Annotated in this window: 17 protein-coding genes; 11 read left to right on the forward strand and 6 right to left on the reverse strand. The window is 33.0% G+C overall.

Annotated elements, in window-relative coordinates; all coding sequences use genetic code 11:
* Positions 1–76 precede the first annotated feature (76 nt).
* The 8 genes from QMG60_RS18370 to QMG60_RS18405 all read left to right on the forward strand — a co-directional run bounded on the left by QMG60_RS18370 (position 77) and on the right by QMG60_RS18405 (position 9,231).
* Entirely contained in the window at positions 77–634 is a 558-nt protein-coding gene (locus tag QMG60_RS18370; protein WP_281865964.1) for a TetR/AcrR family transcriptional regulator, read from the forward strand.
* The gene (fabF, locus tag QMG60_RS18375; RefSeq protein WP_281865965.1) at positions 634–1,878 is read left to right on the forward strand and encodes a beta-ketoacyl-ACP synthase II; all 1,245 of its coding nucleotides are present in this window, start codon (positions 634–636) and stop codon (positions 1,876–1,878) included. Before QMG60_RS18370 ends, fabF begins: the two co-directional genes overlap by 1 nt.
* Positions 1,879–2,138: 260 nt before the next feature.
* Positions 2,139–2,897: an ABC transporter permease gene (locus QMG60_RS18380; protein ID WP_281865966.1), complete on the forward strand. Its 759-nt coding sequence runs from the start codon at positions 2,139–2,141 to the stop codon at positions 2,895–2,897.
* A gap of 2 nt (positions 2,898–2,899) precedes the next feature.
* Positions 2,900–3,679, forward strand: a complete 780-nt coding sequence (locus QMG60_RS18385) for an ATP-binding cassette domain-containing protein (protein ID WP_057116234.1) — start codon at positions 2,900–2,902, stop codon at positions 3,677–3,679.
* A gap of 22 nt (positions 3,680–3,701) precedes the next feature.
* Positions 3,702–4,541: an MlaD family protein gene (locus tag QMG60_RS18390; protein ID WP_057116235.1), complete on the forward strand. Its 840-nt coding sequence runs from the start codon at positions 3,702–3,704 to the stop codon at positions 4,539–4,541.
* Positions 4,542–4,673: 132 nt separating this feature from the next.
* Positions 4,674–7,493: an AsmA-like C-terminal region-containing protein gene (locus QMG60_RS18395; RefSeq protein WP_281865967.1), complete on the forward strand. Its 2,820-nt coding sequence runs from the start codon at positions 4,674–4,676 to the stop codon at positions 7,491–7,493.
* Positions 7,493–8,035, forward strand: coding sequence for a low affinity iron permease family protein (locus QMG60_RS18400; RefSeq protein ID WP_243839362.1), 543 nt, complete (start codon positions 7,493–7,495; stop codon positions 8,033–8,035). Before QMG60_RS18395 ends, QMG60_RS18400 begins: the two co-directional genes overlap by 1 nt.
* Positions 8,032–9,231, forward strand: coding sequence for an FAD-dependent oxidoreductase (locus tag QMG60_RS18405; protein ID WP_281865968.1), 1,200 nt, complete (start codon positions 8,032–8,034; stop codon positions 9,229–9,231). The genes QMG60_RS18400 and QMG60_RS18405 overlap by 4 nt, the downstream gene beginning before the upstream one ends.
* A 79-nt stretch (positions 9,232–9,310) precedes the next feature.
* Here QMG60_RS18405 and QMG60_RS18410 read toward each other — a convergent pair whose 3' ends face one another.
* Positions 9,311–10,261 carry a bifunctional helix-turn-helix transcriptional regulator/GNAT family N-acetyltransferase gene (locus QMG60_RS18410; RefSeq protein ID WP_281865969.1) on the reverse strand — a complete coding sequence of 317 codons (951 nt, stop codon included), beginning with the start codon at positions 10,259–10,261 and terminating at the stop codon, positions 9,311–9,313.
* 237 nt (positions 10,262–10,498) lie between these two features.
* Entirely contained in the window at positions 10,499–11,524 is a 1,026-nt protein-coding gene (locus QMG60_RS18415) for an AraC family transcriptional regulator (RefSeq protein WP_057116240.1), read from the reverse strand.
* Positions 11,525–11,688: 164 nt separating this feature from the next.
* On the opposite strand from QMG60_RS18415, the gene QMG60_RS18420 reads away from it, so the two are divergent.
* Both QMG60_RS18420 and QMG60_RS18425 read left to right on the forward strand, forming a co-directional pair.
* Positions 11,689–12,174 carry a DNA-deoxyinosine glycosylase gene (locus tag QMG60_RS18420; RefSeq protein WP_281865970.1) on the forward strand — a complete coding sequence of 162 codons (486 nt, stop codon included), beginning with the start codon at positions 11,689–11,691 and terminating at the stop codon, positions 12,172–12,174.
* A 309-nt stretch (positions 12,175–12,483) separates the two neighbouring features.
* A complete protein-coding gene (locus tag QMG60_RS18425) occupies positions 12,484–12,918 on the forward strand; it encodes a DUF6526 family protein (protein ID WP_281865971.1) in 435 nt (144 codons plus the stop codon).
* A 112-nt stretch (positions 12,919–13,030) separates the two neighbouring features.
* Here the strand turns inward: QMG60_RS18425 and QMG60_RS18430 are convergent, their stop codons facing one another.
* The 3 genes from QMG60_RS18430 to QMG60_RS18440 all read right to left on the reverse strand — a co-directional run bounded on the left by QMG60_RS18430 (position 13,031) and on the right by QMG60_RS18440 (position 16,304).
* Positions 13,031–14,194, reverse strand: coding sequence for a hypothetical protein (locus QMG60_RS18430; protein ID WP_281865972.1), 1,164 nt, complete (start codon positions 14,192–14,194; stop codon positions 13,031–13,033).
* A 146-nt stretch (positions 14,195–14,340) separates the two neighbouring features.
* Positions 14,341–15,762: an MATE family efflux transporter gene (locus tag QMG60_RS18435; RefSeq protein WP_281865973.1), complete on the reverse strand. Its 1,422-nt coding sequence runs from the start codon at positions 15,760–15,762 to the stop codon at positions 14,341–14,343.
* A 65-nt stretch (positions 15,763–15,827) separates the two neighbouring features.
* A complete protein-coding gene (locus QMG60_RS18440) occupies positions 15,828–16,304 on the reverse strand; it encodes a MarR family winged helix-turn-helix transcriptional regulator (RefSeq protein WP_134141864.1) in 477 nt (158 codons plus the stop codon).
* A gap of 174 nt (positions 16,305–16,478) precedes the next feature.
* Here QMG60_RS18440 and QMG60_RS18445 point away from each other — a divergent pair, with 174 nt between their 5' ends.
* Entirely contained in the window at positions 16,479–17,393 is a 915-nt protein-coding gene (locus tag QMG60_RS18445) for a hypothetical protein (protein WP_281865974.1), read from the forward strand.
* A gap of 304 nt (positions 17,394–17,697) precedes the next feature.
* Here the strand turns inward: QMG60_RS18445 and QMG60_RS18450 are convergent, their stop codons facing one another.
* A complete protein-coding gene (locus QMG60_RS18450; protein WP_281865975.1) occupies positions 17,698–19,716 on the reverse strand; it encodes a glycoside hydrolase family 97 protein in 2,019 nt (672 codons plus the stop codon).
* Positions 19,717–19,727 lie beyond the last annotated feature (11 nt).

Raw genomic sequence — 19,727 nt, forward strand, 5'->3', positions numbered from 1 at the left:
CTTCACTAAATAAAAAACTGTTTAAATAATTTGCCTATCTACTAATAGGTAGTATATTTGTATAAAAATCATTGCCATGACAACACGAGAATCTATTATTGAAAAAGCAGATCAATTAATAAGGGATAAAGGTTATAACGCTTTTAGTTTTAAAGACATCTCTAATGATATAGGAATAAAAACGGCATCGATACATTATCATTTCCCTACAAAATCAAATTTGGGTGTAGCGACAATAAAAGAACATATCGAAAGAGTTGAAATTTTAAAGGAAAAAGTGGCTAACGAATCACCATTAACAAAACTGCAAGCTTTCTTAGAAGTACAGGCTAAAATTAAAAAAGAGAATAAAGTGTGTATTGTTGGCTCATTAGCTACAGATTTAAACACCTTAGATGATTCCATAAAAACAGAATTACAACAATTTGCTCAATTGGTAATTACGTGGCTTACTGCTATTTTAATTGAAGGAAAAGAGCAAAACATATTTGATTTTGATATGGCACCAAGAACAAAAGCAATAATGATTATAACAAATATGGTAGCCATTGTACAGCTTTCGAGGCTTACAATCGATGAAGATTTTGAATTGGTAAGAGAAACAATATTAACAGAATTAAGACCTAAAAAATAATGAAAAGAGTAGTTATAACAGGATTAGGAGCTGTAACTCCCATTGGAAATAATGTGTCAGAATACTGGCATTCCTTGATTAATGGAGTCAGCGGTGCAACACCAATAACAAGATTCGACACCTCACAATTCAAAACTAAATTCGCATGTGAAGTTAAAAACTTTAATCCGCAGCACATTTTTGAGAAAAATGAAATTAGGAAATATGATCTTTTCACGCAATATGCTCTATATGCAGCAGACGAAGCAATAACAAATGCAAATATTGATTTTGATACCTTAAATAAAAACCGAATTGGTGTTATATGGGGCTGTGGAGACGGTGGTATTTCTACTTTTGAGGAACAATTTGGAGAATACAAATTAGGAAACGGTACACCTAGATTTAGTCCGTTTTTCATTCCAAAGAGAATTGTCAATATAGCTTCGGGAGCCATTTCTATTAAATATGGATTACGCGGCATTAATTATACCACAGCTGCGGCTTGTTCTGCAAGTAATACCGCAATCATAGATGCTTTCAATTACATTCGCTGGGGTAAAGCAGATATGATTATCAGCGGCGGGTCTGAGGCTTCTGTTACAGAATCTTCAATTGGCGGCTTTAATGCTTCGAAAGCATTGTCAACTTTAAATGATGATTACACTAAAGCGTCACGTCCTTTTGATGTTACAAGAGACGGATTTGTTTTGGGCGAAGGTGCCGGCGTTGTAATTTTAGAAAGCTATGAACATGCCATCAAAAGAAATGCGGTAATTTATGCCGAAATTGTTGGCGGCGGACTGGCGGCAGACGCTTACCATTTAACAGGAACACATCCTGAAGGCGAAGGTGCAGTTTTAGGAATGGAACTTGCTCTTGAAGAAGCGGAGATTACTCCAGACAAAATTGATTATATCAACGCACATGCTACTTCTACTCCAACTGGTGATTTAAGCGAACTTAAAGCATTGGAAAAAGTTTTTGGCATAAATCCGAATGCAAATGTTAGTGCTACAAAATCTATGACTGGACATCTGCTTGGCGGCGCTGGAGCTATTGAGGCAATTGCCTGTATAAAAGCACTTCAGGAAAACATTGTACCGCCCACTATAAATACAGAAACTGTTGAACAAGAATATGCCGATAAATTCAATTTTACTTTAGGAAAAGCACAATCGCGAATAGTTGATTATGCTATGAGTAATACTTTCGGTTTTGGAGGTCATGTTGCAAGCTCAATCTTTAAAAAATTTAAAGAATAACGATATACGCCAAAATTTAAAAGTTTTCATTTTATAAATCCCTTTCCTAAACGAAAGGGATTTTTTTATTGGTAAAAACGGCAACGGAAATTTATTCCAAATATTGTGAGCCTATGAAAATTATATAAGGCTCGAAAAAAGTTGTGTAATATATTTTAACAAGTATCGGGCTAACTTTCATATATAATTTAATCAGTAGAAAAAAACTGTTAAATAATTGATTCTCATTTTATATCATTCATATTAAAAACAAAAACATTTTGATTCTCAACCTAAAAAATACATTTACTGAAATTGGAGAAACAACATTGTTCGCCAAAAAGTTTTTTAAGGAGGTATTTATTCCGCCTTATGAGACGAAGGAGTTTTTAAAACAATGTTATGTCATTGGCTACAAATCGCTGCCTTTAGTTGCCATTACAGGTTTTATTATGGGTTTGGTACTTACACTCCAGTCAAGACCAACCTTGGTAAAATTTGGTGCCGAAAGCTGGCTTCCAGGAATGGTTGCACTTTCGTTAATTAGAGAAATTGCACCAGTAATTACAGCTTTGATTTGCGCCGGAAAAATTTCATCTGGAATTGGAGCCGAATTAGGATCTATGAAAGTGACAGAGCAAATCGACGCAATGGAAGTTTCGGCAGTAAACCCTTATAACTATTTGGTTGTAACGAGAGTATTAGCCTGTACTTTGATGGTGCCGATTTTAGTCTTTTTTGCCGACGCAATCGGAATTATGGGCGGATATGTAGGAATTAATATTCACGGAGATGTGAACTTTTACAGATATCTAACTCAAATCATTCAATCATTAGAGTTTTTAGACTTGTTTCCTGCTACTATTAAAACTTTCTTCTTCGGATTTCTTATTGGAATGATTGGATGTTATAAAGGTTTTAACGCATCAAATGGAACAGAAAGTGTTGGACAAGCTGCCAATTCAGCCGTTGTAACAGCATCATTAAGCATTTTTATTATTGATATGGTTGCCGTTCAAATAACCGATTTATTCTTTTAAAAATGACCAAAGAAAAACTACATAAAGAACCCAAAACGAAAGAAAAAGATCAAGCTCCAATTATAGAGATTAAAGATCTGCACAAAACTTTTGGAAAAGATAATAAAGTCTTAAAAGGGGTAAATCTTACTTTGAATAAAGGAGAAGATTTGGTGGTTTTAGGACGTTCAGGATCTGGAAAATCGGTAACGATAAAATGCATCGTTGGATTAATTGAACCTGACAAAGGTGAAATTAAAGTTTTTGACGAAAATGTACTGAACATTTCCAAAAAAGAACTGAATGAGATTAGAGTCCGAATCGGATTTTTATTTCAAAGTGGTGCACTTTACGATTCAATGTCGGTTAGAGAAAACCTCTCTTTTACACTGACCAAACACAAACGTGATTTAAGTGCCGAAGAAATTGAAAGTGAAGTTATGGAAGCTCTTGAAAGTGTTGGTTTATCAGAAGCAATTGACAAAATGCCTTCTGAATTATCTGGAGGAATGAAAAAAAGAATTGGTCTGGCCCGCACCTTAATTTTAAAGCCTGAAATTATTTTATACGACGAACCTACAACAGGTTTAGATACGATAACATCGAGAGAAATTAGTGAATTGATTCTTGATATTAAACACAAACAAAAAACATCCTCGATCATTATCACACATGATATGGCTTGTGCGAAATTAACTGCCGATAGAATTATTGTTTTAAAAGAAGGAGTAATTCACGCCGAAGGAACATACGAAGAATTAGAAAAAAACGAAGACGAATGGGTACGCTCATTTTTTGAATAAAGCAAAATAAATAATAGAAATCATGGAAAAGCAATCGGGATATACTTGGAAATTAGGAATGTTTGTAACAATAGGTTTACTGCTTTTTATAATGGCCGTATATTTTATCGGAAAACAAAAAAACCTATTCGGTTCAACCTTTCATATTACTTCTCAGTTTAAAACTGTAAGCGGTTTAGAAGTTGGAAATAATGTTCGTTTTTCGGGTATTAATGTCGGAACTGTAGAACAAATTCAATTAATAAACGATTCATCTGTAGTTGTTGTTTTAGTAATGAAAGAAGATGTTCGAAAATTTATTAAAACAGATGCAACGGCCAGCATTGGTTCTGACGGATTAATGGGTGACAAAGTATTGACAATTACTCCAGGGCAAAAGTCCCAAAAAGTTATTCAAGACAATGGGCAGATTGCTTCTGTCGACGGAATAGAAATGCACGATATTATGAAAAGCGTTAAGAAAAGCGTGGATAATATTGGTGTAATTTCAGATGAAATAGCCATTTTCAGCCACAGTATGAACAACGGAAACGGTGCGCTAGCTAGATTGGTTAGAGATGATAAAATGGCGAACAGCGTTTCGAACACGCTTTCTAATTTAGAAAGTGGAACAAAGGGTTTCAGCGAAAATATGGAAGCTGCAAAAAGCAATTTCTTGTTTAGAGGTTATTTCAAGAAAAAAGAGAAACAAAAGGAAAAACAAAAAGAAGAAGCCAAAGAGAAAAAAGAAGAACAGCAAGAGAAAGCTCAAAAAGAAAAAGAGCAAAAAGAAAAAGAACAAAAGGAGAAAGAGCAGAAAGAGAAAGAACAAAAGGAAAAAGAAGAAGATGCTAAAAAAGCTGAAGCTGAAAAGAAAAAATAAATTGAGAAAATTTGAAATTGAAAATTCAGAATCTGTTTAAATCATAATTCTTTATTACAACTTTAAGTTCTAATTTCTAACACTTTAAATCTAAATTCATTCCAGTTTTTAAACAACAAAAACGTATTGTACATGCCAACTTCATTTAAACATACCGCCTTAAAAGTCTTAAAAATTACCGGAATTACGATTGCGGTGATTTTGTTTTTATTGTTTATAATTCCGTTGCTGTTTCCTGGTAAAATTGCTTCTGAAGTAAAGAAAATTGCCAATGAACGTTTAGACACCAAACTAGATTTTACCAAATCAAGACTTTCATTTTTCACTCATTTTCCATCTTTGACAGTTTCTTTAGACGATTTATCTCTTACAGGTTCTAAACCGTTTAGCAATGATACTTTGTTAAAAGCAGATCAAGTTGCTTTTGGTATAAACTTAAAACGTTTGATTTTTGATAATGAAGTAAAAATTAACAAGCTGTATATTTCAGATGCTTTAATCAATGTAATGGTTAACGAAAAAGGTCAAGCAAACTATAATATTTATGTGGCTCCAAAAGACGAGAAAAATGATCCAAACGCTCCAGAAGAAGGAACAGCAATTCGACTAGAACGCATTGATTTAGAAAATTGTCATGTTAAATATAACGATCGTTCGGCCAAAATTTTGGTCGATGCTCAAGGTTTTAATTATGTTGGAAAAGGAAACTTAAGCGAAGATATTTTTGATCTTGCAACCGATGCCAGAATTGAAAATCTGGATTTCTATTATAACCGAACAGCTTATCTTAGAAAAAAAGAGGTTCGCGCCGATTTAATTACCCGAATTAATACACATGCGCTTTCGTTTATTCTTCAAAAGAATGAACTTAATATCAATAAATTACCCTTAAAATTTACTGGCCTTTTTTCCATTCTTAGAGATGGTTATAAGATAAATATAAAAGCCGCTTCAGAGAATACAACTGTTAAAGATTTATTGTCTGTTATGCCTCCAGAATATTTAACATGGTTAGAAAAAACGGATATTTCTGGCCGAAGTGATTTGGTATTTACTTTTAAAGGCGATTATAATGTCGCTAAAAAGCAAAAACCAAATCTAGCTTTCAACTTAAAAATAAATGAAGGTTCGGTAAATTACCAAAATGCCCCTGTTCCATTAACAGATTTCCAAGTGGATTTGAATGCAATACTTCCGTCATTGGATCCTGAACAATTATTGATTAATCTGCGAACACTAAAATTTAAAGTAGGCGAAAAAGATTATTTCAACGCTTATCTGCATAGTAAAGGTCTGAGCGAAATGGATATCAATGCAAGTGTAAAAGGCGCTTTGGATTTGGCTGTCGTTGATGCCGCTTTAGGTTTAACCAGTGTTGACGTAAAAGGAATTTTAAAAACCGATATTCAGGCACGCGGTACTTTCAGCACGTCTAAAAAACTTTTTCCAAAAACTATCGGTGGTATTTCATTACGAAACGGATGGCTTAAAACAGAATATTATCCAAATCCAATCACCAATATCACTTTTGTTGCCAATATGCTTAACAAAGCAGGAACCTATCAAGATTTGATTGTTGCAGTTGCTCCAGCCTCTTTTGTTTTTGAAGGAAATCCTGTTTACGTAAATGCAACTGTATCAGATTTCAATGATTTGGCTTATAATGCTAAAATAAAAGGTGAATTAAATGTTGGTAGAATCTATCAGGTTTTCTCTCAAAAAGGTCTCGATTTAACGGGTTATGCAAAAGCAGATCTTTCATTGAAAGGAAAACAAAGTTACGCTACAACTGGACAATATGACAAACTAGATAATAAAGGAACTTTAATCCTTAAAAATATAAAAGCAACATCTGAGTTGTTTCCGAAAGCTTTTTTTATCAAACAGGGAAATTTCCGTTTTCAAAACGAGAAAATGTGGTTTGAGAAATTTAATGCTTCTTACGGAAAATCAGATTTTGATATTAACGGTTACCTCTTAAATACAATAAATTATTTCTTAGAATCGCAAGGAACTTTGAGCGGTAATTTCAACTTAAAATCAAAATTGATAAATGTTGACGAATTTATGGCACTTGAAAAAGGCGAAAATAAAGATCGAAATATTGAGGTAGAATATGCCAAAGAAGATCATCCGAAAATGAGCGGTGTAGTTATAATTCCGAAAAACTTAAATGTCAGTTTAAATGCAAGTGCAGACAAGGTAGAATATAACAGACTGGTCTTCAATAAACTTAACGGAAAAACGGGTATTACGAAAGGTGGGTTTTATTTAGAAAATACAACCTTCAACATCATTGACTGTATTTTAGGAATTGATGCAACTTACAAAGATGAATCACCTACAGCAGCACATTTTGATGCTCACTTCCGTGCGAAAGATTTTGATGTACAAAGAGCTTACAAAGAAATTCCGATGTTTCATGATATGGTTACCGCAGCTGAAAAAGCTTACGGAATAATTTCTGTAGATTATAACATCAAAGGAGATTTAAATGGCAATATGGGACCTATTTATGAATCTCTTCAGGGAGGCGGTACATTGAATTTAAGAGACGTAAAAATTAAAGGACTAAAACTTTTTGATGGAATTAGTTCTAAAACAGGACAAAATGGTTTGAATAATCCTGATATGCAAGGAATTGAAGTCAAATCTACAATAAATAAAAATCTTATTCATATTGAACCATTCACCTTTACTGTAGCCGGTTTTAAACCAACTATAAAAGGAACTACAAGCTTTGACGGACTATTGGATCTTAGAATGCGTTTGGGTCTTCCCCTTTTCGGACTTATCGGATTTCCGATTGTTATTACTGGCACGCATGACGCTCCAAAAATCAAAATATTCAGCAAAACGGGACAAGAAATTGATCCTGCTGTTTATGACGAAAAAAACAATAAAGTTATAAAGGAAGAAAAAGTAAGTAAATCTAAAACAAAAAAATCGTAATGAATTCTAAATCTCCACATAGTCAAAGTGCATTTGAGAAATTTGCTACAAAAGTTTCCAAAGCAGCAGGAAGTACCACTGCCTTTATTGGCGCATTTATTATCGTTGTTGCGTGGGCCGTTTCGGGACCAATTTTCGATTATTCAGAAACTTGGCAGCTGGTCATTAATACTGGAACTACAATTATTACTTTTTTGATGGTTTTCTTAATTCAAAAAGCTCAAAATAAAGATTCGCTCGCCATTCAATTAAAATTAAATGAGCTTGTTGCTTCTAATGATTTATCCAGCAATAGTTTGGTTGATATTGAAAGCATGACTGAAGAAGAAATGATTATTGTTCAAAAATACTATCATCGATTGAGTGAACTGGCCAAAAAAGACGAAAGCATAAGAACTTCACATTCTATTGCAGAGGCACATGAGCTGCACAATCGAAAACAACAAAAAAATAAACCATCAGATAAAACAACCATAAAGAAAACGGGCAAAACCACTCCGAAGAATACCAAAAACACTACCAAAAACGCATCTAAAAAATGAAATTAAGCTCTACAGAAACTTACTGGCCATTAAAAAATGCCATAAAACATAGTTATCCCTCGATCGATTCTGATATCAATACCGATATTTTAATTATTGGAGGAGGTATTACTGGAGCCCTTACCGCTTACAAATTAATTAACGAAGGAAAAAAAATTGTTTTGATAGACCGTCGTGATGTTTGCGGAGGCAGTACATCAGGCAGCACTGCTTTACTGCAATACGAAATTGATGTACCGTTACATCAGCTTATTAAACTTAGAGGGGTAAAATGTGCCGTAGAAAGTTATCAAAATGGAAAAAAAGCCATTTTTGATCTTCGTAATATTATTGACACGGTAGGGTGTGACTGTGATTTTGAATTTAAAAAAAGCATCTATTTTACTACACTAAAAAAGGATGTCCCATATTTAAAAAATGAATTTAAAGCCCGCAAACAGCATGGTTTTGAAGTTAGCTGGCTCAATCGGTCTGAATTACAAAAAATGGGATTAAATGCCATTGCAGCAATAGAATCTAAAACTGCAGCCGTCATGGATCCGTTCAAATTAGCTACTGATCTTTTATTTCATTGCCATGAAAAAGGCATGCAGATTTTTGATCGAACAAATGTTGCTTCAATACAACACCAAAAAGGTAAAATAATTGCTGAAACTGATTCAAAGCACACCATAACCGCTTCACATATAATTCATTGCACAGGTTATGAAAGTACAGAAACCTTAACCGAAAAGGTTGTCGACTTAAAAAGCACTTATGTTATTGCATCTGAAAGTCAGCCTGATCTTCCTGAAAGTTTCAAACATGCTATATTTTGGGATACCGCCTCTCCTTACCATTACGTTAGGACTACAGAAGATAACCGAATTATTATGGGTGGCGGCGACGAAGATTTTAAAGATGCTGTAAAACGCGATAAATTACTGCCTAAAAAAGAGCAGTATCTTTTGAAGAATTTTTTTAAACGATTTCCAGACTTAAATTTCAAAATTGATTATTCCTGGGCAGGTACTTTTGGAGAAACCAAAGACGGACTCCCCTATTTTGGAAAACCAAATCCGAGAAAAAACGAACATTACATTCTAGGTTTTGGAGGAAACGGCATAACCTTCAGCGTGATCGGAATGAATTCTATATTAGATTCTCTTCACAATAAAAAAAATACAGATTTGGAGTATTATCGATTTGGAAGGTGAGAAAAAGGTTCTAAGAGACTAAGATTCTGAGATACTAAGTTTTTTCTTAGAGTCTTAGTATCTCAGAACCTTAGCACCTTTATAAAATCAACTCCATTTGGATATTGCATCTTTTATAGGGGGTTGAGAGTCCGAAAACTTTTTCAAAACTCAACTTGTAATACAAGTTTATAGCAGGTTTTAAGATCGTGTTACTTTCTAAATATATCTTTTTTGCACCAAGTTCCTTTGCAGTATCTACTATTGCTTTTCCTAACAACCAGCCAATATTTTTACCTTGTGCTTTTGGCGAAACGGCCATTTTAGCCATTTCGAAATCATATTCAGGATTTTTCGTTTTTATAAGTGCGCAGACTCCAACAGGTTCATTTTTATACAAAGCCACTAAAATTTTTCCGCCTTTATTCAAAATATAATCTTCTGGATTATCCAAGGCTTTATAATCAGCTTCTTCCATTTCAAAATAAGTCGAAATCCATTCTTCATTTAAAGATTTAAATGCTTCTTTATATTCTGATTTATATTCTACAATTTCAACATCTTTACTTTCTCGAATTTTTTTCTGGTCGCTTACTCTTTTAAATAATGATTTTTGCTGCAACAAGAATTCCCATTCTTCAATTGCTGCCCAAAGATTATGTTTTGCTTCAGAAATCAAGCCTTCAACAGCCACATCGATATCTAATAATTGATTTTTAATTTTGTTCGAAATCAAATTACCTTTCTTGGTTAAAACAACATTGTTCTTGCGTTTATCATCGGTCTTCGCCCCTTCTTCAAGTATTCCGGCACCAATCATTTCCTGAATAATTTTGCTTACGGAAGGCTGAGAATGTCCAATTTCATTGGCTATCTCTGTAATTGTCCTTTCTCTATCTTCTGCAATCGTATAAAACACAGGAAACCATTTCGGATTAAAATCTATTCCGTATAATTCGTAAATTTTAGCAGCATCATCTGTAAAACTTGCCGTCATTAAACGTAAACGACTTCCCAAAGCCACTTTACCAACTTTATTAAAAAATTCCATAACAATAATTAATTATATAACTAGTTATGCAAATGTATGATTTTTTTAGATACTAAGAAACTAAGGTTCTAAGATTCTAAGTTTTTTTATCGGAAAACTTAGAATCTTAGAACCTTAGCGTTTATATATTGTGCTTTAGAGCTAGCGACTTTATTTTCTTAATACTAAGTTCTGAAGTTATATGTTTATCTAAAAGCTTAGTATCTTAGCATCTCAGAACCTTAGCAACTTCGGCGGTTACGCCGTTATAGCCAACGAATTCAAATTGAATTTATATTCTTTTGGGCTGCAGTTGAATTTTTGTTTAAAGATTTTTGAAAAATAACTTCTGCTTGTAAAACCAATGCAATACACTATTTCTGAAATATTTAGATCTGAAGTTCGTATCAATATCTCGGCTTTTAATACTCGCATATGTGTGATATAATCATTAACAGTACGATTGTGTATCATTTTAAAGCCCTCTTGAAGTTTATTTGGAGATAAACCTGATCTTTTGCTTAAAGATTTAATAGAAAAAGCTTCTTCTGGACTTGCTTTAATAAACTCTGAAAGTTCTTTAATTTCTTCCATTTCTCTTAAAGTCAATCCGTTTGACTCATTTGCGAAAGCGTGCAAGTCGTCTGAATGTTGTTGAATTTCCATTGCAAGGATAATTCTCATAATACCTTCTTTCAATAAATTACGAACAATTCCCGTTTGTGTAATAGAATTAAGCTGTTCGATTTTTTCTGCAATTTGTAAATTATAAGAACCTATATAAAAGAAATCCTGAACTAAATTATTTTCAAAAAAGGTATCTTTTACTCTTTGGTTTAAAGAATGTAATTGAGTTTTAGCATCAACTTGAGTTCCCACAATAATTAAAGTCAGTTTAGTTTTTTTCCCTTTTTCAAAAAATAAAACATTATCCTGATTTTGTTTTGAAGTTACAATAGCTGTTTGAAAAGTTTTTAGTTTTCGCTCTTCTCCATTCAATCCAAAACTATGCGACAAACTTCCTTTAGAACAGTATGCAAAATAAATTGGTGATGATTTTACATTTAGAATATCTAGTCTGACATCGCTTGAAAATGTCATATCAAACTGAACATACGAAATATTATCATTAAAAGAAGCTCCTATAATTGAACCTTCTGCAAAACTATTTTCTACTTCAAGTGTATATTCGTCTAAGTCAAAAGTCACTTTTCCGCCAAAATTAGTATGAAGTTCATCAAATATATTTTGTGTTTTTTCTGTATTTATAGTAACAATTTTCATGGTGACTGGATTTAAATTCTATAATTTGCTAAATAGATCTTTGCTAAAAATCTGAAGTCAAAGTTCGTGTAAACACAAGCGAAACGTGTTATATAATTTTATCGTTTTGTTTTATAATTCCTTATAAATGATTATTTTAACAGATACAAATTCAACCCTTAAATATGAAAAGTTTCTCTTTTGCTCCCATTAGTTCTACAGATTCTAAAATCCTGATTTTAGGCACAATGCCCGGAACAAAATCTTTAGAACTCAATCAATATTATGGTCATAAGCAGAATAACTTTTGGAAATTTCTCTTTGAAATATTAGGAGAAGAATTTTCGCCGGATTATGAAACTAGAAAAAATTTATTGATTAAAAACCATATTGCTCTTTGGGATGTCTTACAATTTTGCGAGCGTGTTGGAAGTCTCGACAGCGCAATTAAAAATGAAATTGCAAATGATTTTGAAGATTTTCTAGAAAAACATCCTCAAATAGAATACATTCTTTTTAACGGACAGAAAGCCGCTGCTTTTTTTAAGAAATATGTTCACTTAAAAAAAGAATATAAAAAATTTACGCTTCCTTCTACCAGTCCCGCCAACGCCAGTAAGACTTCTCAAGACAAATTAAAGGAATGGAGTATTATTCAAACCTTATTATAGGAGCTATAATTTTATACAATTAAAATGCAAATATTGGAATCATGTAACTTTTTCCTTTTAAAATATAACAAATTATAGCCACTCTAAATCTAATTTTACATCGTAGAAAACAAAGAAAAATAAGCCCTGTTGAAAATGTGATGAACGAAATGGAAAGGCTTTCTTCTTACTAAAATTACTTAACAAACTTTAAAAAAGTTTAGATTATAAAGAGAACATTGGTTATGTTAGTTTATTTTTGGGAAAAAGCTGCTCTATAATTTTATAGAGCAGCTTTGTTTTTTTAGAGTACCTTTAAAAAAGAAAAACATGAAAATTCAAACCTATTACAATCATATACGGTTTTATACCCCACACCATTTTGTATATTATCCAATTCTAGTTCTATTTTTAATTGCAAGCATTTATTTTGCTGCAACGACAGAAGATTATCTTATCTGGGGATTCATAAGCGTTATTTTTGTCTTTTTGTTCGCTTTAGCATTTATGCTGCGCCAGCATTATGCACTTACATTACAAAACAGAATCGTGCGTTTAGAAATGCGTTACCGCTATTTCTCTTTAACAGGCAAAAGATTCGAAGAATTTGAGTACAAACTTACAGACGATCAAATATTTGCATTGCGCTTTGCTCCCGACAGCGAATTGATTCCGCTTGTAGAAGATGTTTTAAAGAACAATTTAAGCGGAGACGCAATCAAAAAAGCAATCGTGCACTGGAAAGCAGATTATCACAGGGTTTAGCAAAGAATAACAATTACAAAAATCAATTTCAATATCAAGGATCAATGAGAATCAAAAGAATTATTTCAATTTTAAATTGACATTGATTTTTGATATTGATTTTGATATTGAACTATTCCTTTTTTTTATTAAAAGCTAAATAAAATAGTGATAATATTATCCAAACCGATACAATTACAATGAAATATATTCCGATAATATTCGGATGCAGGTAATTTGGTTCGTAAAAAAGTTTATCTAAAGTGCTAAACTTTTCTGCTAGAGCTTTTCTTTCAAAATTATTTCGAATTCCATTTAATGGTTCCCCATGATTATCTCTATAATGATAAACATCTTGGGTTAATTGTTTCGGAATCAAATTGGTTTCTATATTGTATTTTCTAAGAATTGTGTCTAATTTTTGAAATTCATACGTTAAAGAATCTTTCTTAGATTTATACAATATTTTATAACGATCTACTGCAGATTGATACTTTTGTTTGTCGATCGAATCACCATGTACAGCATTAAATAATGAGTTGTTTTGCAAAAATATGCAGATATCTTCATCATGTTCGGGATGCACAGGAAGTCCTTTAAAAATAATCTGTGTACTATCTTTTATAACTTTTTTAGAGATAATTCTTTTATACAATTCTTCTTTATCTAAACCAATAATATCCAGAATACTGTCAGCTTTATTTTTAGTTTTGTCAAAAGTACTTGTGAGGGCTTTTATGGTATCAATACTATAATAATTGGTTTCAATTATTGGATATTCGCCTGCAGAAATGGTATCTTCCTGCTTAATTACAGGATACGGCTTTGGATATAAGATGTTCTCATAATTAAAAAGTTTCTCCGAACTGTAAGATGTATAACCATATAAAAACGGATTTAGAACATTAAGTAGTTTTTTGTCTTTATTAAAATCATTTTCAGATAATTCTGTTTTCAGTTTCGCATTCATTCCGAAGCTGTAACTAATGAAAAATGAAAAAGTTAAAAACGAAATCAGCAATAAACAGGAAGTTATTTTAAGCAAACTTCCTACTTTATAATTTTCTCTAGAATGATTTCGAACTAAGAAAATGAGAAAGAAAAGTAAAAACAAACCGCTCACAAAAAAATGCGATATCGAAACATCATCGTAAAACTTAAAACGGTAGAATTCTGTATAAATATTAATTTTTGAAATTCCTTTAAAAGTAAAATAACCGTATAAAAAATAAGCTAAATGAATTATGGCTAATACAATTACAGATTTTACGAAATAACGTTTTAGATTTTTGGTCATTTTTAAAAGGTGCTAAGGTTCTGAGATACTAAGGTTCTAAGATAATTAAATTTTTCTTTTGCATTTAGCATAAAATTAAAAAGACGCACAACTGTGCGTCTTTTTATTAATCTCAGAACCTTAGTATCTCAGAATCTTAGACCCTTTTATTTCGAAATATCAAACCCCTCTTTCACAATTTCGCTTTCTACTTTACCGATTAATTTATTGGTTTTACCAGTTAATCTCTCTTTTTTCCAGTCGCCTTTTACGTAGAGAACTAAGGTAATTAATGCTGTCACTACCGAAGAAATCGGGAAAGCCCACCAAATTCCGATTTTTCCTAGTGGTGTATTATGAGATAAAATAAAAGCCAGCGGAAATTGGATTACCCATTGCGAAACCAAAGTTAAAATCATTGGCAATTTTGTATTTCCAACGGCACGGAACACGCCCGTTAAGCAAAGTTGTAAACCTAAAAATCCCCAGGAAAGGCAGGTAATTCTAAGAAATTCTGTTCCACCTTCTATAACCGCTTGATCTTTTGGAACAAAAAACGCAATTAAATATGGCGCAAGAATAAACGCTATTATTCCCAATCCTGTTAACAATCCAAAACCGAGATAAGCACCTAGTTTTGAAATTTGAGCAGCACGGTCAATATTTCCTGCACCAATATTTTGCCCAACAAGAGTAGCAATCGCCATCGATAAACCTAAAGCTGGAATTAAAATCAGCTGAATTAAATTGGAACCTGCTCCATAAGAAGCAACCGTTGTTGTACCAAAACGTACAATTAGAAACGTAATAGCCATCATACCCAGAGCACGCATAGATTGCTCTATAGAAGATGGAAATCCGATTTCAAAAGCTCTTTTAATGTGATTATAGTCAGGTTTAAAATCTTGAATGCGAAGATGAATTCCGTGTTTCCCTCTAAATAAAATCACAAATCCAATGATAATAGCCAAAAGCTGTGTAGACAAAGTTGCCAATGCAGCACCTTTTACGCCCATTGCTGGAATAAAATTCCATCCGAAAATAAACAAAGGATCCAGCGCAAAGTTCAAAATTACTGTTCCTAAAACAATATAAACAGGAAGTGTTACACGACCAACCCCGCGCATAATAGATTGGAAAATCATAAATCCGAAACTAAAAACTAAACCTACAAAGGCGACTCTCATAAATCCTAAAGCATCTGCATAAACCTCAGGCGTTACTTTTAAAAGATATAAAAAATATGGACTCAAAATATATCCAATAATAGATAAAACTATAGAAACTATAATTACCATTGACAATGTCTGTGCCGCCACATGATTGACCATTGTTTGATTTCCCGCACCAAAATATTGCGCAATTAAAATAGATCCTGCAATCGCAAGTCCAGTTCCTAAAGCAATGGTTAAGAATATTACGGGCGTACTTATTGAAACTGCCGCAACAGCATCTCCGCCGAGGCGACCTACCCAAAAAGCATCAACCAATTGGTAAGCAGCTTGTAAGAGATTGGCAATCATGATTGGAACTGCCAGCTTTAATAATGAAGAAAGAATTGGTCCTTCTAATAATTCGTTTTTTTTCATTTTTTATTTCAAATAATTATTTAAAAAATAAGTTGACATATCAACTTTTAAAGTTTAAAAAAAAATTAAAGCATTTCTAATTTATCTGCATAAGATTTTACCGCATTTAAAGCTTCTATTCTTTCCTTTGGAGAAAATACAGACATTACTTCTTCTTCTGCCCTTTTCATTAGCGATCGAATATTTTTTGCCATAGCAACTCCATCAGAGGTAAGACTTACAATATTCTTTCTTTTATCTGTTTTATCTTTTACAACCTCAACTAAATTCTTCTTTTCAAGCGCTGTAATACTTCTTAAAATCGAAGATTTATCGCGCATTGTTTTGTCTGATAATTCTCTTTGCGAAAGGCTTTTATAATTCAAAATCATCAGCAATGGCAATTGTTCTAACTGCAATGTAATTCCTGCTTCTGTCATTAACGCATTGGTGCGTCTAAAAATTGCACGTTTAATACGGTGAATCTGAAAGAAGAAACTATCGGATATTTCCTCTTTCCAAAAATTTGAAAAACTTTCCTTATCTGTATTTGCTTTTTCCATGATGCAAAGTTATAAAAAAAGATGACATGTCAACTAATTTTAAATAAGACCCATATTTTACTGATAACCAAATACTTCAATTTAACAATTCAATATAAAAAATAAAAATGAACGATAATTTTTACTAACTTTAATGTTAAATATTACCTAATCAAAATCTAAAAACTAAATCTGATGAAAAAAATATTTGTTTTTTTGGTAATGACGCTCTTATGGATTCCGCTAAAAGCTCAAACTATCGCAGAAAATAATTCTAGTGAAAGTTTAACAACTTTTAAAACTGAAAATGAAGATTTTCAGGACAGTTATTCAGATGATCTGCCGTGGCATGCGAGAAGATTCAAGGTAACCGCGGGTGCTTTTTTTCCTGTAAATAATACCGAAGTTGAAGTAGGAAGTAATAATGGAAGTTTTGGCAATTTAATTGATTTTGAAAAAGATCTCGGCTTTAATAAAAGTTCTGTCTCTTTTATGGGAACTTTTGAATGGAGAATCTCAAGAAGATCAAGACTTGGAGCCGAATATTACTATTTGAGCAGAAGTGCCACTAAAACACTTCAGAAGGAAATTGAATTTGGTGACCATGTTTATCCTGTCAATGCAACAGTTTCTGCTTTTATGGACAACCATATTGGCAGAATTACTTACGGATATGCTTTTATATCTAAACCAAAATACGAAATTGGAGCGCTTATTGGAGCACACGTTTTATTTGGAGACGTGGGTATGCGATTAGAAGGTGCAACAATCGAAACAGAATATAAAGATAATTTTGATTTTACTGCACCGCTGCCAGACATTGGATTTTGGGGCGAATTTGTATTAGGTAGAAAAGTTGGTCTTTATGCTAATATCAATTATTTTGCTATTAAAATTAATGATTTTGACGGACGATTGTTAAGTTACAATTTATCTGTGTTGTACAATGTTTATCAAAATTTTAGTTTAACAGCTGGATATACTGGTCTTAATATCAGAGTTGATGTTGAAAAAGAAAGATTAAATGGATTTTTTAAATGGGGATATAACGGTCCAACTATAACAGCTACTTATAGCTTTGGAAATCATGTTAAGCTTTATAAACATTAATTTTAAGGTGCTAAGGTTCTGAGAGGCTAAGTTTCTAAGTTTTTTTAACGCAAAGACGCTAAGATTTACGCAAAGTTTGCAAAGTTTTTTTCTCAAAGCTTTGCGAACTTTTGCCTTTTTTTTCAAAACCTGGTTTGTTAAAAAACTTAGCGTGCTTTGCGGTAAAATTATACTCAAAGCAAAGAAAACCTGAAACCTGAAACTTGAAACTTGAAACAAAAAAAAACAAACCCGATAACTCTCCAGCTATCGGGTTTGCATTACTAAACTTAACTTAATTAACTCAAAATAAAACTCAACTAATTTATTTCTCTAGTGGAGTGAATTTTACTGCTGTTCCTCCTCCAGCGGCCAACTTAATATTTAATACAGTTTTATTATTTACTATTTGTTTAGAGATTGTAACAGGATACGGATTGTTTTTATAATTTGCTCCAGGTCCGTCTGCATAGATTTCTGCTTCGTATTCTTTGTCTTTATCTAAAAATGAAAGTGCTACTTTTAAATCTCTTGCATTTCTGTTTGTAATTGACCCTAAATACCAGTTTTTCTCCTCCCAGTCTTTACGGGCGATTGTAGTGTATTCACCAATTTTAGAATCTAAAACTTTAGTGTCAGACCAAGTACAAGGAACGTCTTTTACGAATTGAAATTCTGGTTTGCCTTCATAATTTTCGGGTAAATCAGATGCCATTTGCAGCGGACTAAAAATAATAACATATAATGCCAATTGGTTGGCTAAAGTAGTCTGCACTTTTGCTCCAGAAGGCGTTTTATAATCAAAATTGAAATTCCCCGGCGTGTAATCAAAAGGTCCAGAAAGCATTCTCGTAAAAGGAAGCGTAGTTAAATGCTCTGGCGTATTTCCTCCATCTACAGACCATGCATTGTATTCCTGCCCTCTTCCGCCTTCCTGCGACATAAAGTTCGGGTAAGTACGCTGTAAACCCGTTCCTTTCATTGGTTCGTGGTTATCGATCATGATATGATATTTTGCCGCTGTTTCAATTACTTTTCTGTAATGACGCGCTCCGTATTGGCTGTCATGCCATTCTTTTTTATCCAGGAATTTGTTTACATAACCCGTTTTAACCGAATTCACACCCATTTTTTGATACAATTTGAATGCATCTTCAAGCTGGCTTTCGTAGTTTTTGGTTGCTCCTGCAGTTTCATGATGTCCGATTAAACGAACATTTTTCATAGCAGCATATTTTGTAATTTCTTCCAAATTAAAATCTGGATAGGCTTTTACAAAACTAAATGCAGAACCGTCTGCTGTCCAGTCGCCGTCCCAGCCTTCATTCCAGCCTTCGACTAGAACGCCGTCGAAACCATTTTTTGCAGCAAAATCAATATATTCTTTTGTATTCTTAGTTGTTGCACCGTGTTTTGGTCCCTGTCCCCAAGTGTACTTTTCTAAATGCATTCCCCACCAGATTCCAATATATTTTGAAGGTGTGATCCAAGATAGATCTTCAATTTTTGAAGGTTCATTTAGATTCAGCATCATGGTCGAAGTTGCCACTTCTCCAGGATTTTTACCTACAACAATGGTTCTCCAAGGTGTTTTAAAAGGCGTTTCTGCATATACTTTTACACCATCTGCCCAAGGCACCAAATCACTTTTGTATTGCTTGTCTGTAGTTTTTAGAAGTGTCATTGAGGCAAAATCTGTTAGATTGGCTTCGTGAATCGCTACATACAATTTGTCTTTGGTTTCAAAAGTTGCCGGCGTATTAATGGTATCTGTTTTACTCATTAAAGTTTTACGGTATTCGCTTTCGTAATAACTATTTTCGCGATGAACTGGAATCCACCAAACTTCATTATTGTCTTTAAAGGTAAACTGTGTTATTTCATTAGAAATTTTGACTTTTCCTAAGTGAGGCTGTTTCGGGAATTCATATCGAAATCCTACTCCATCATCAAAAACCCTAAAAATAATATCAACCAAACGCTCCTCGCCTTTTGATTCTTTTAAGTGAACAATTAATTCGTTATGATGATCTCTTACTTTTTTGAATTCTCCCCAAGGCTGTTCCCAAGTTTCATCGGCCGATTTTTCTTCTGTTGAAACGACTTCAAAACCTTCCGTCATTTTGGGAAGTCCTTGAAATTCGAAACCAAGCAGAGAAGGTTCAATAACCGATTTTCCGTTAGAAGAAAAACTATATTGAGGCTGTCCTGAAGGAGTTAATTCAAAAGTTAATTCAGAGATTTTTTCAGGAGAACTGATTTTATACGTTTTTTTAGTACTGCAGGCAAAAATCAGCATTGATGCCAGCGCCATTAGGCAGTATCTATATTTTATGTTTTTCATTATTTAAATTG

Source organism: Flavobacterium sp. GSB-24 (assembly GCF_027924665.1).
Lineage (GTDB): Bacteria > Bacteroidota > Bacteroidia > Flavobacteriales > Flavobacteriaceae > Flavobacterium.

What these genes read in the sequence shown, in the direction of transcription:
- QMG60_RS18420 (WP_281865970.1), top strand. Translation starts at nt 11,689, where the DNA reads ATGAAAAGTTTCTCTTTTGCTCCCATTAGTTCTACAGATTCTAAAATC.
- QMG60_RS18410 (WP_281865969.1), bottom strand. Translation starts at nt 10,261, where the DNA reads ATGGAATTTTTTAATAAAGTTGGTAAAGTGGCTTTGGGAAGTCGTTTA.
- QMG60_RS18395 (WP_281865967.1), top strand. Translation starts at nt 4,674, where the DNA reads ATGCCAACTTCATTTAAACATACCGCCTTAAAAGTCTTAAAAATTACC.
- QMG60_RS18385 (WP_057116234.1), top strand. Translation starts at nt 2,900, where the DNA reads ATGACCAAAGAAAAACTACATAAAGAACCCAAAACGAAAGAAAAAGAT.
- QMG60_RS18430 (WP_281865972.1), bottom strand. Translation starts at nt 14,194, where the DNA reads ATGACCAAAAATCTAAAACGTTATTTCGTAAAATCTGTAATTGTATTA.
- QMG60_RS18370 (WP_281865964.1), top strand. Translation starts at nt 77, where the DNA reads ATGACAACACGAGAATCTATTATTGAAAAAGCAGATCAATTAATAAGG.
- QMG60_RS18425 (WP_281865971.1), top strand. Translation starts at nt 12,484, where the DNA reads ATGAAAATTCAAACCTATTACAATCATATACGGTTTTATACCCCACAC.
- QMG60_RS18415 (WP_057116240.1), bottom strand. Translation starts at nt 11,524, where the DNA reads ATGAAAATTGTTACTATAAATACAGAAAAAACACAAAATATATTTGAT.
- QMG60_RS18450 (WP_281865975.1), bottom strand. Translation starts at nt 19,716, where the DNA reads ATGAAAAACATAAAATATAGATACTGCCTAATGGCGCTGGCATCAATG.
- QMG60_RS18445 (WP_281865974.1), top strand. Translation starts at nt 16,479, where the DNA reads ATGAAAAAAATATTTGTTTTTTTGGTAATGACGCTCTTATGGATTCCG.
- QMG60_RS18440 (WP_134141864.1), bottom strand. Translation starts at nt 16,304, where the DNA reads ATGGAAAAAGCAAATACAGATAAGGAAAGTTTTTCAAATTTTTGGAAA.
- QMG60_RS18405 (WP_281865968.1), top strand. Translation starts at nt 8,032, where the DNA reads ATGAAATTAAGCTCTACAGAAACTTACTGGCCATTAAAAAATGCCATA.
- QMG60_RS18435 (WP_281865973.1), bottom strand. Translation starts at nt 15,762, where the DNA reads ATGAAAAAAAACGAATTATTAGAAGGACCAATTCTTTCTTCATTATTA.
- QMG60_RS18390 (WP_057116235.1), top strand. Translation starts at nt 3,702, where the DNA reads ATGGAAAAGCAATCGGGATATACTTGGAAATTAGGAATGTTTGTAACA.
- fabF (WP_281865965.1), top strand. Translation starts at nt 634, where the DNA reads ATGAAAAGAGTAGTTATAACAGGATTAGGAGCTGTAACTCCCATTGGA.
- QMG60_RS18400 (WP_243839362.1), top strand. Translation starts at nt 7,493, where the DNA reads ATGAATTCTAAATCTCCACATAGTCAAAGTGCATTTGAGAAATTTGCT.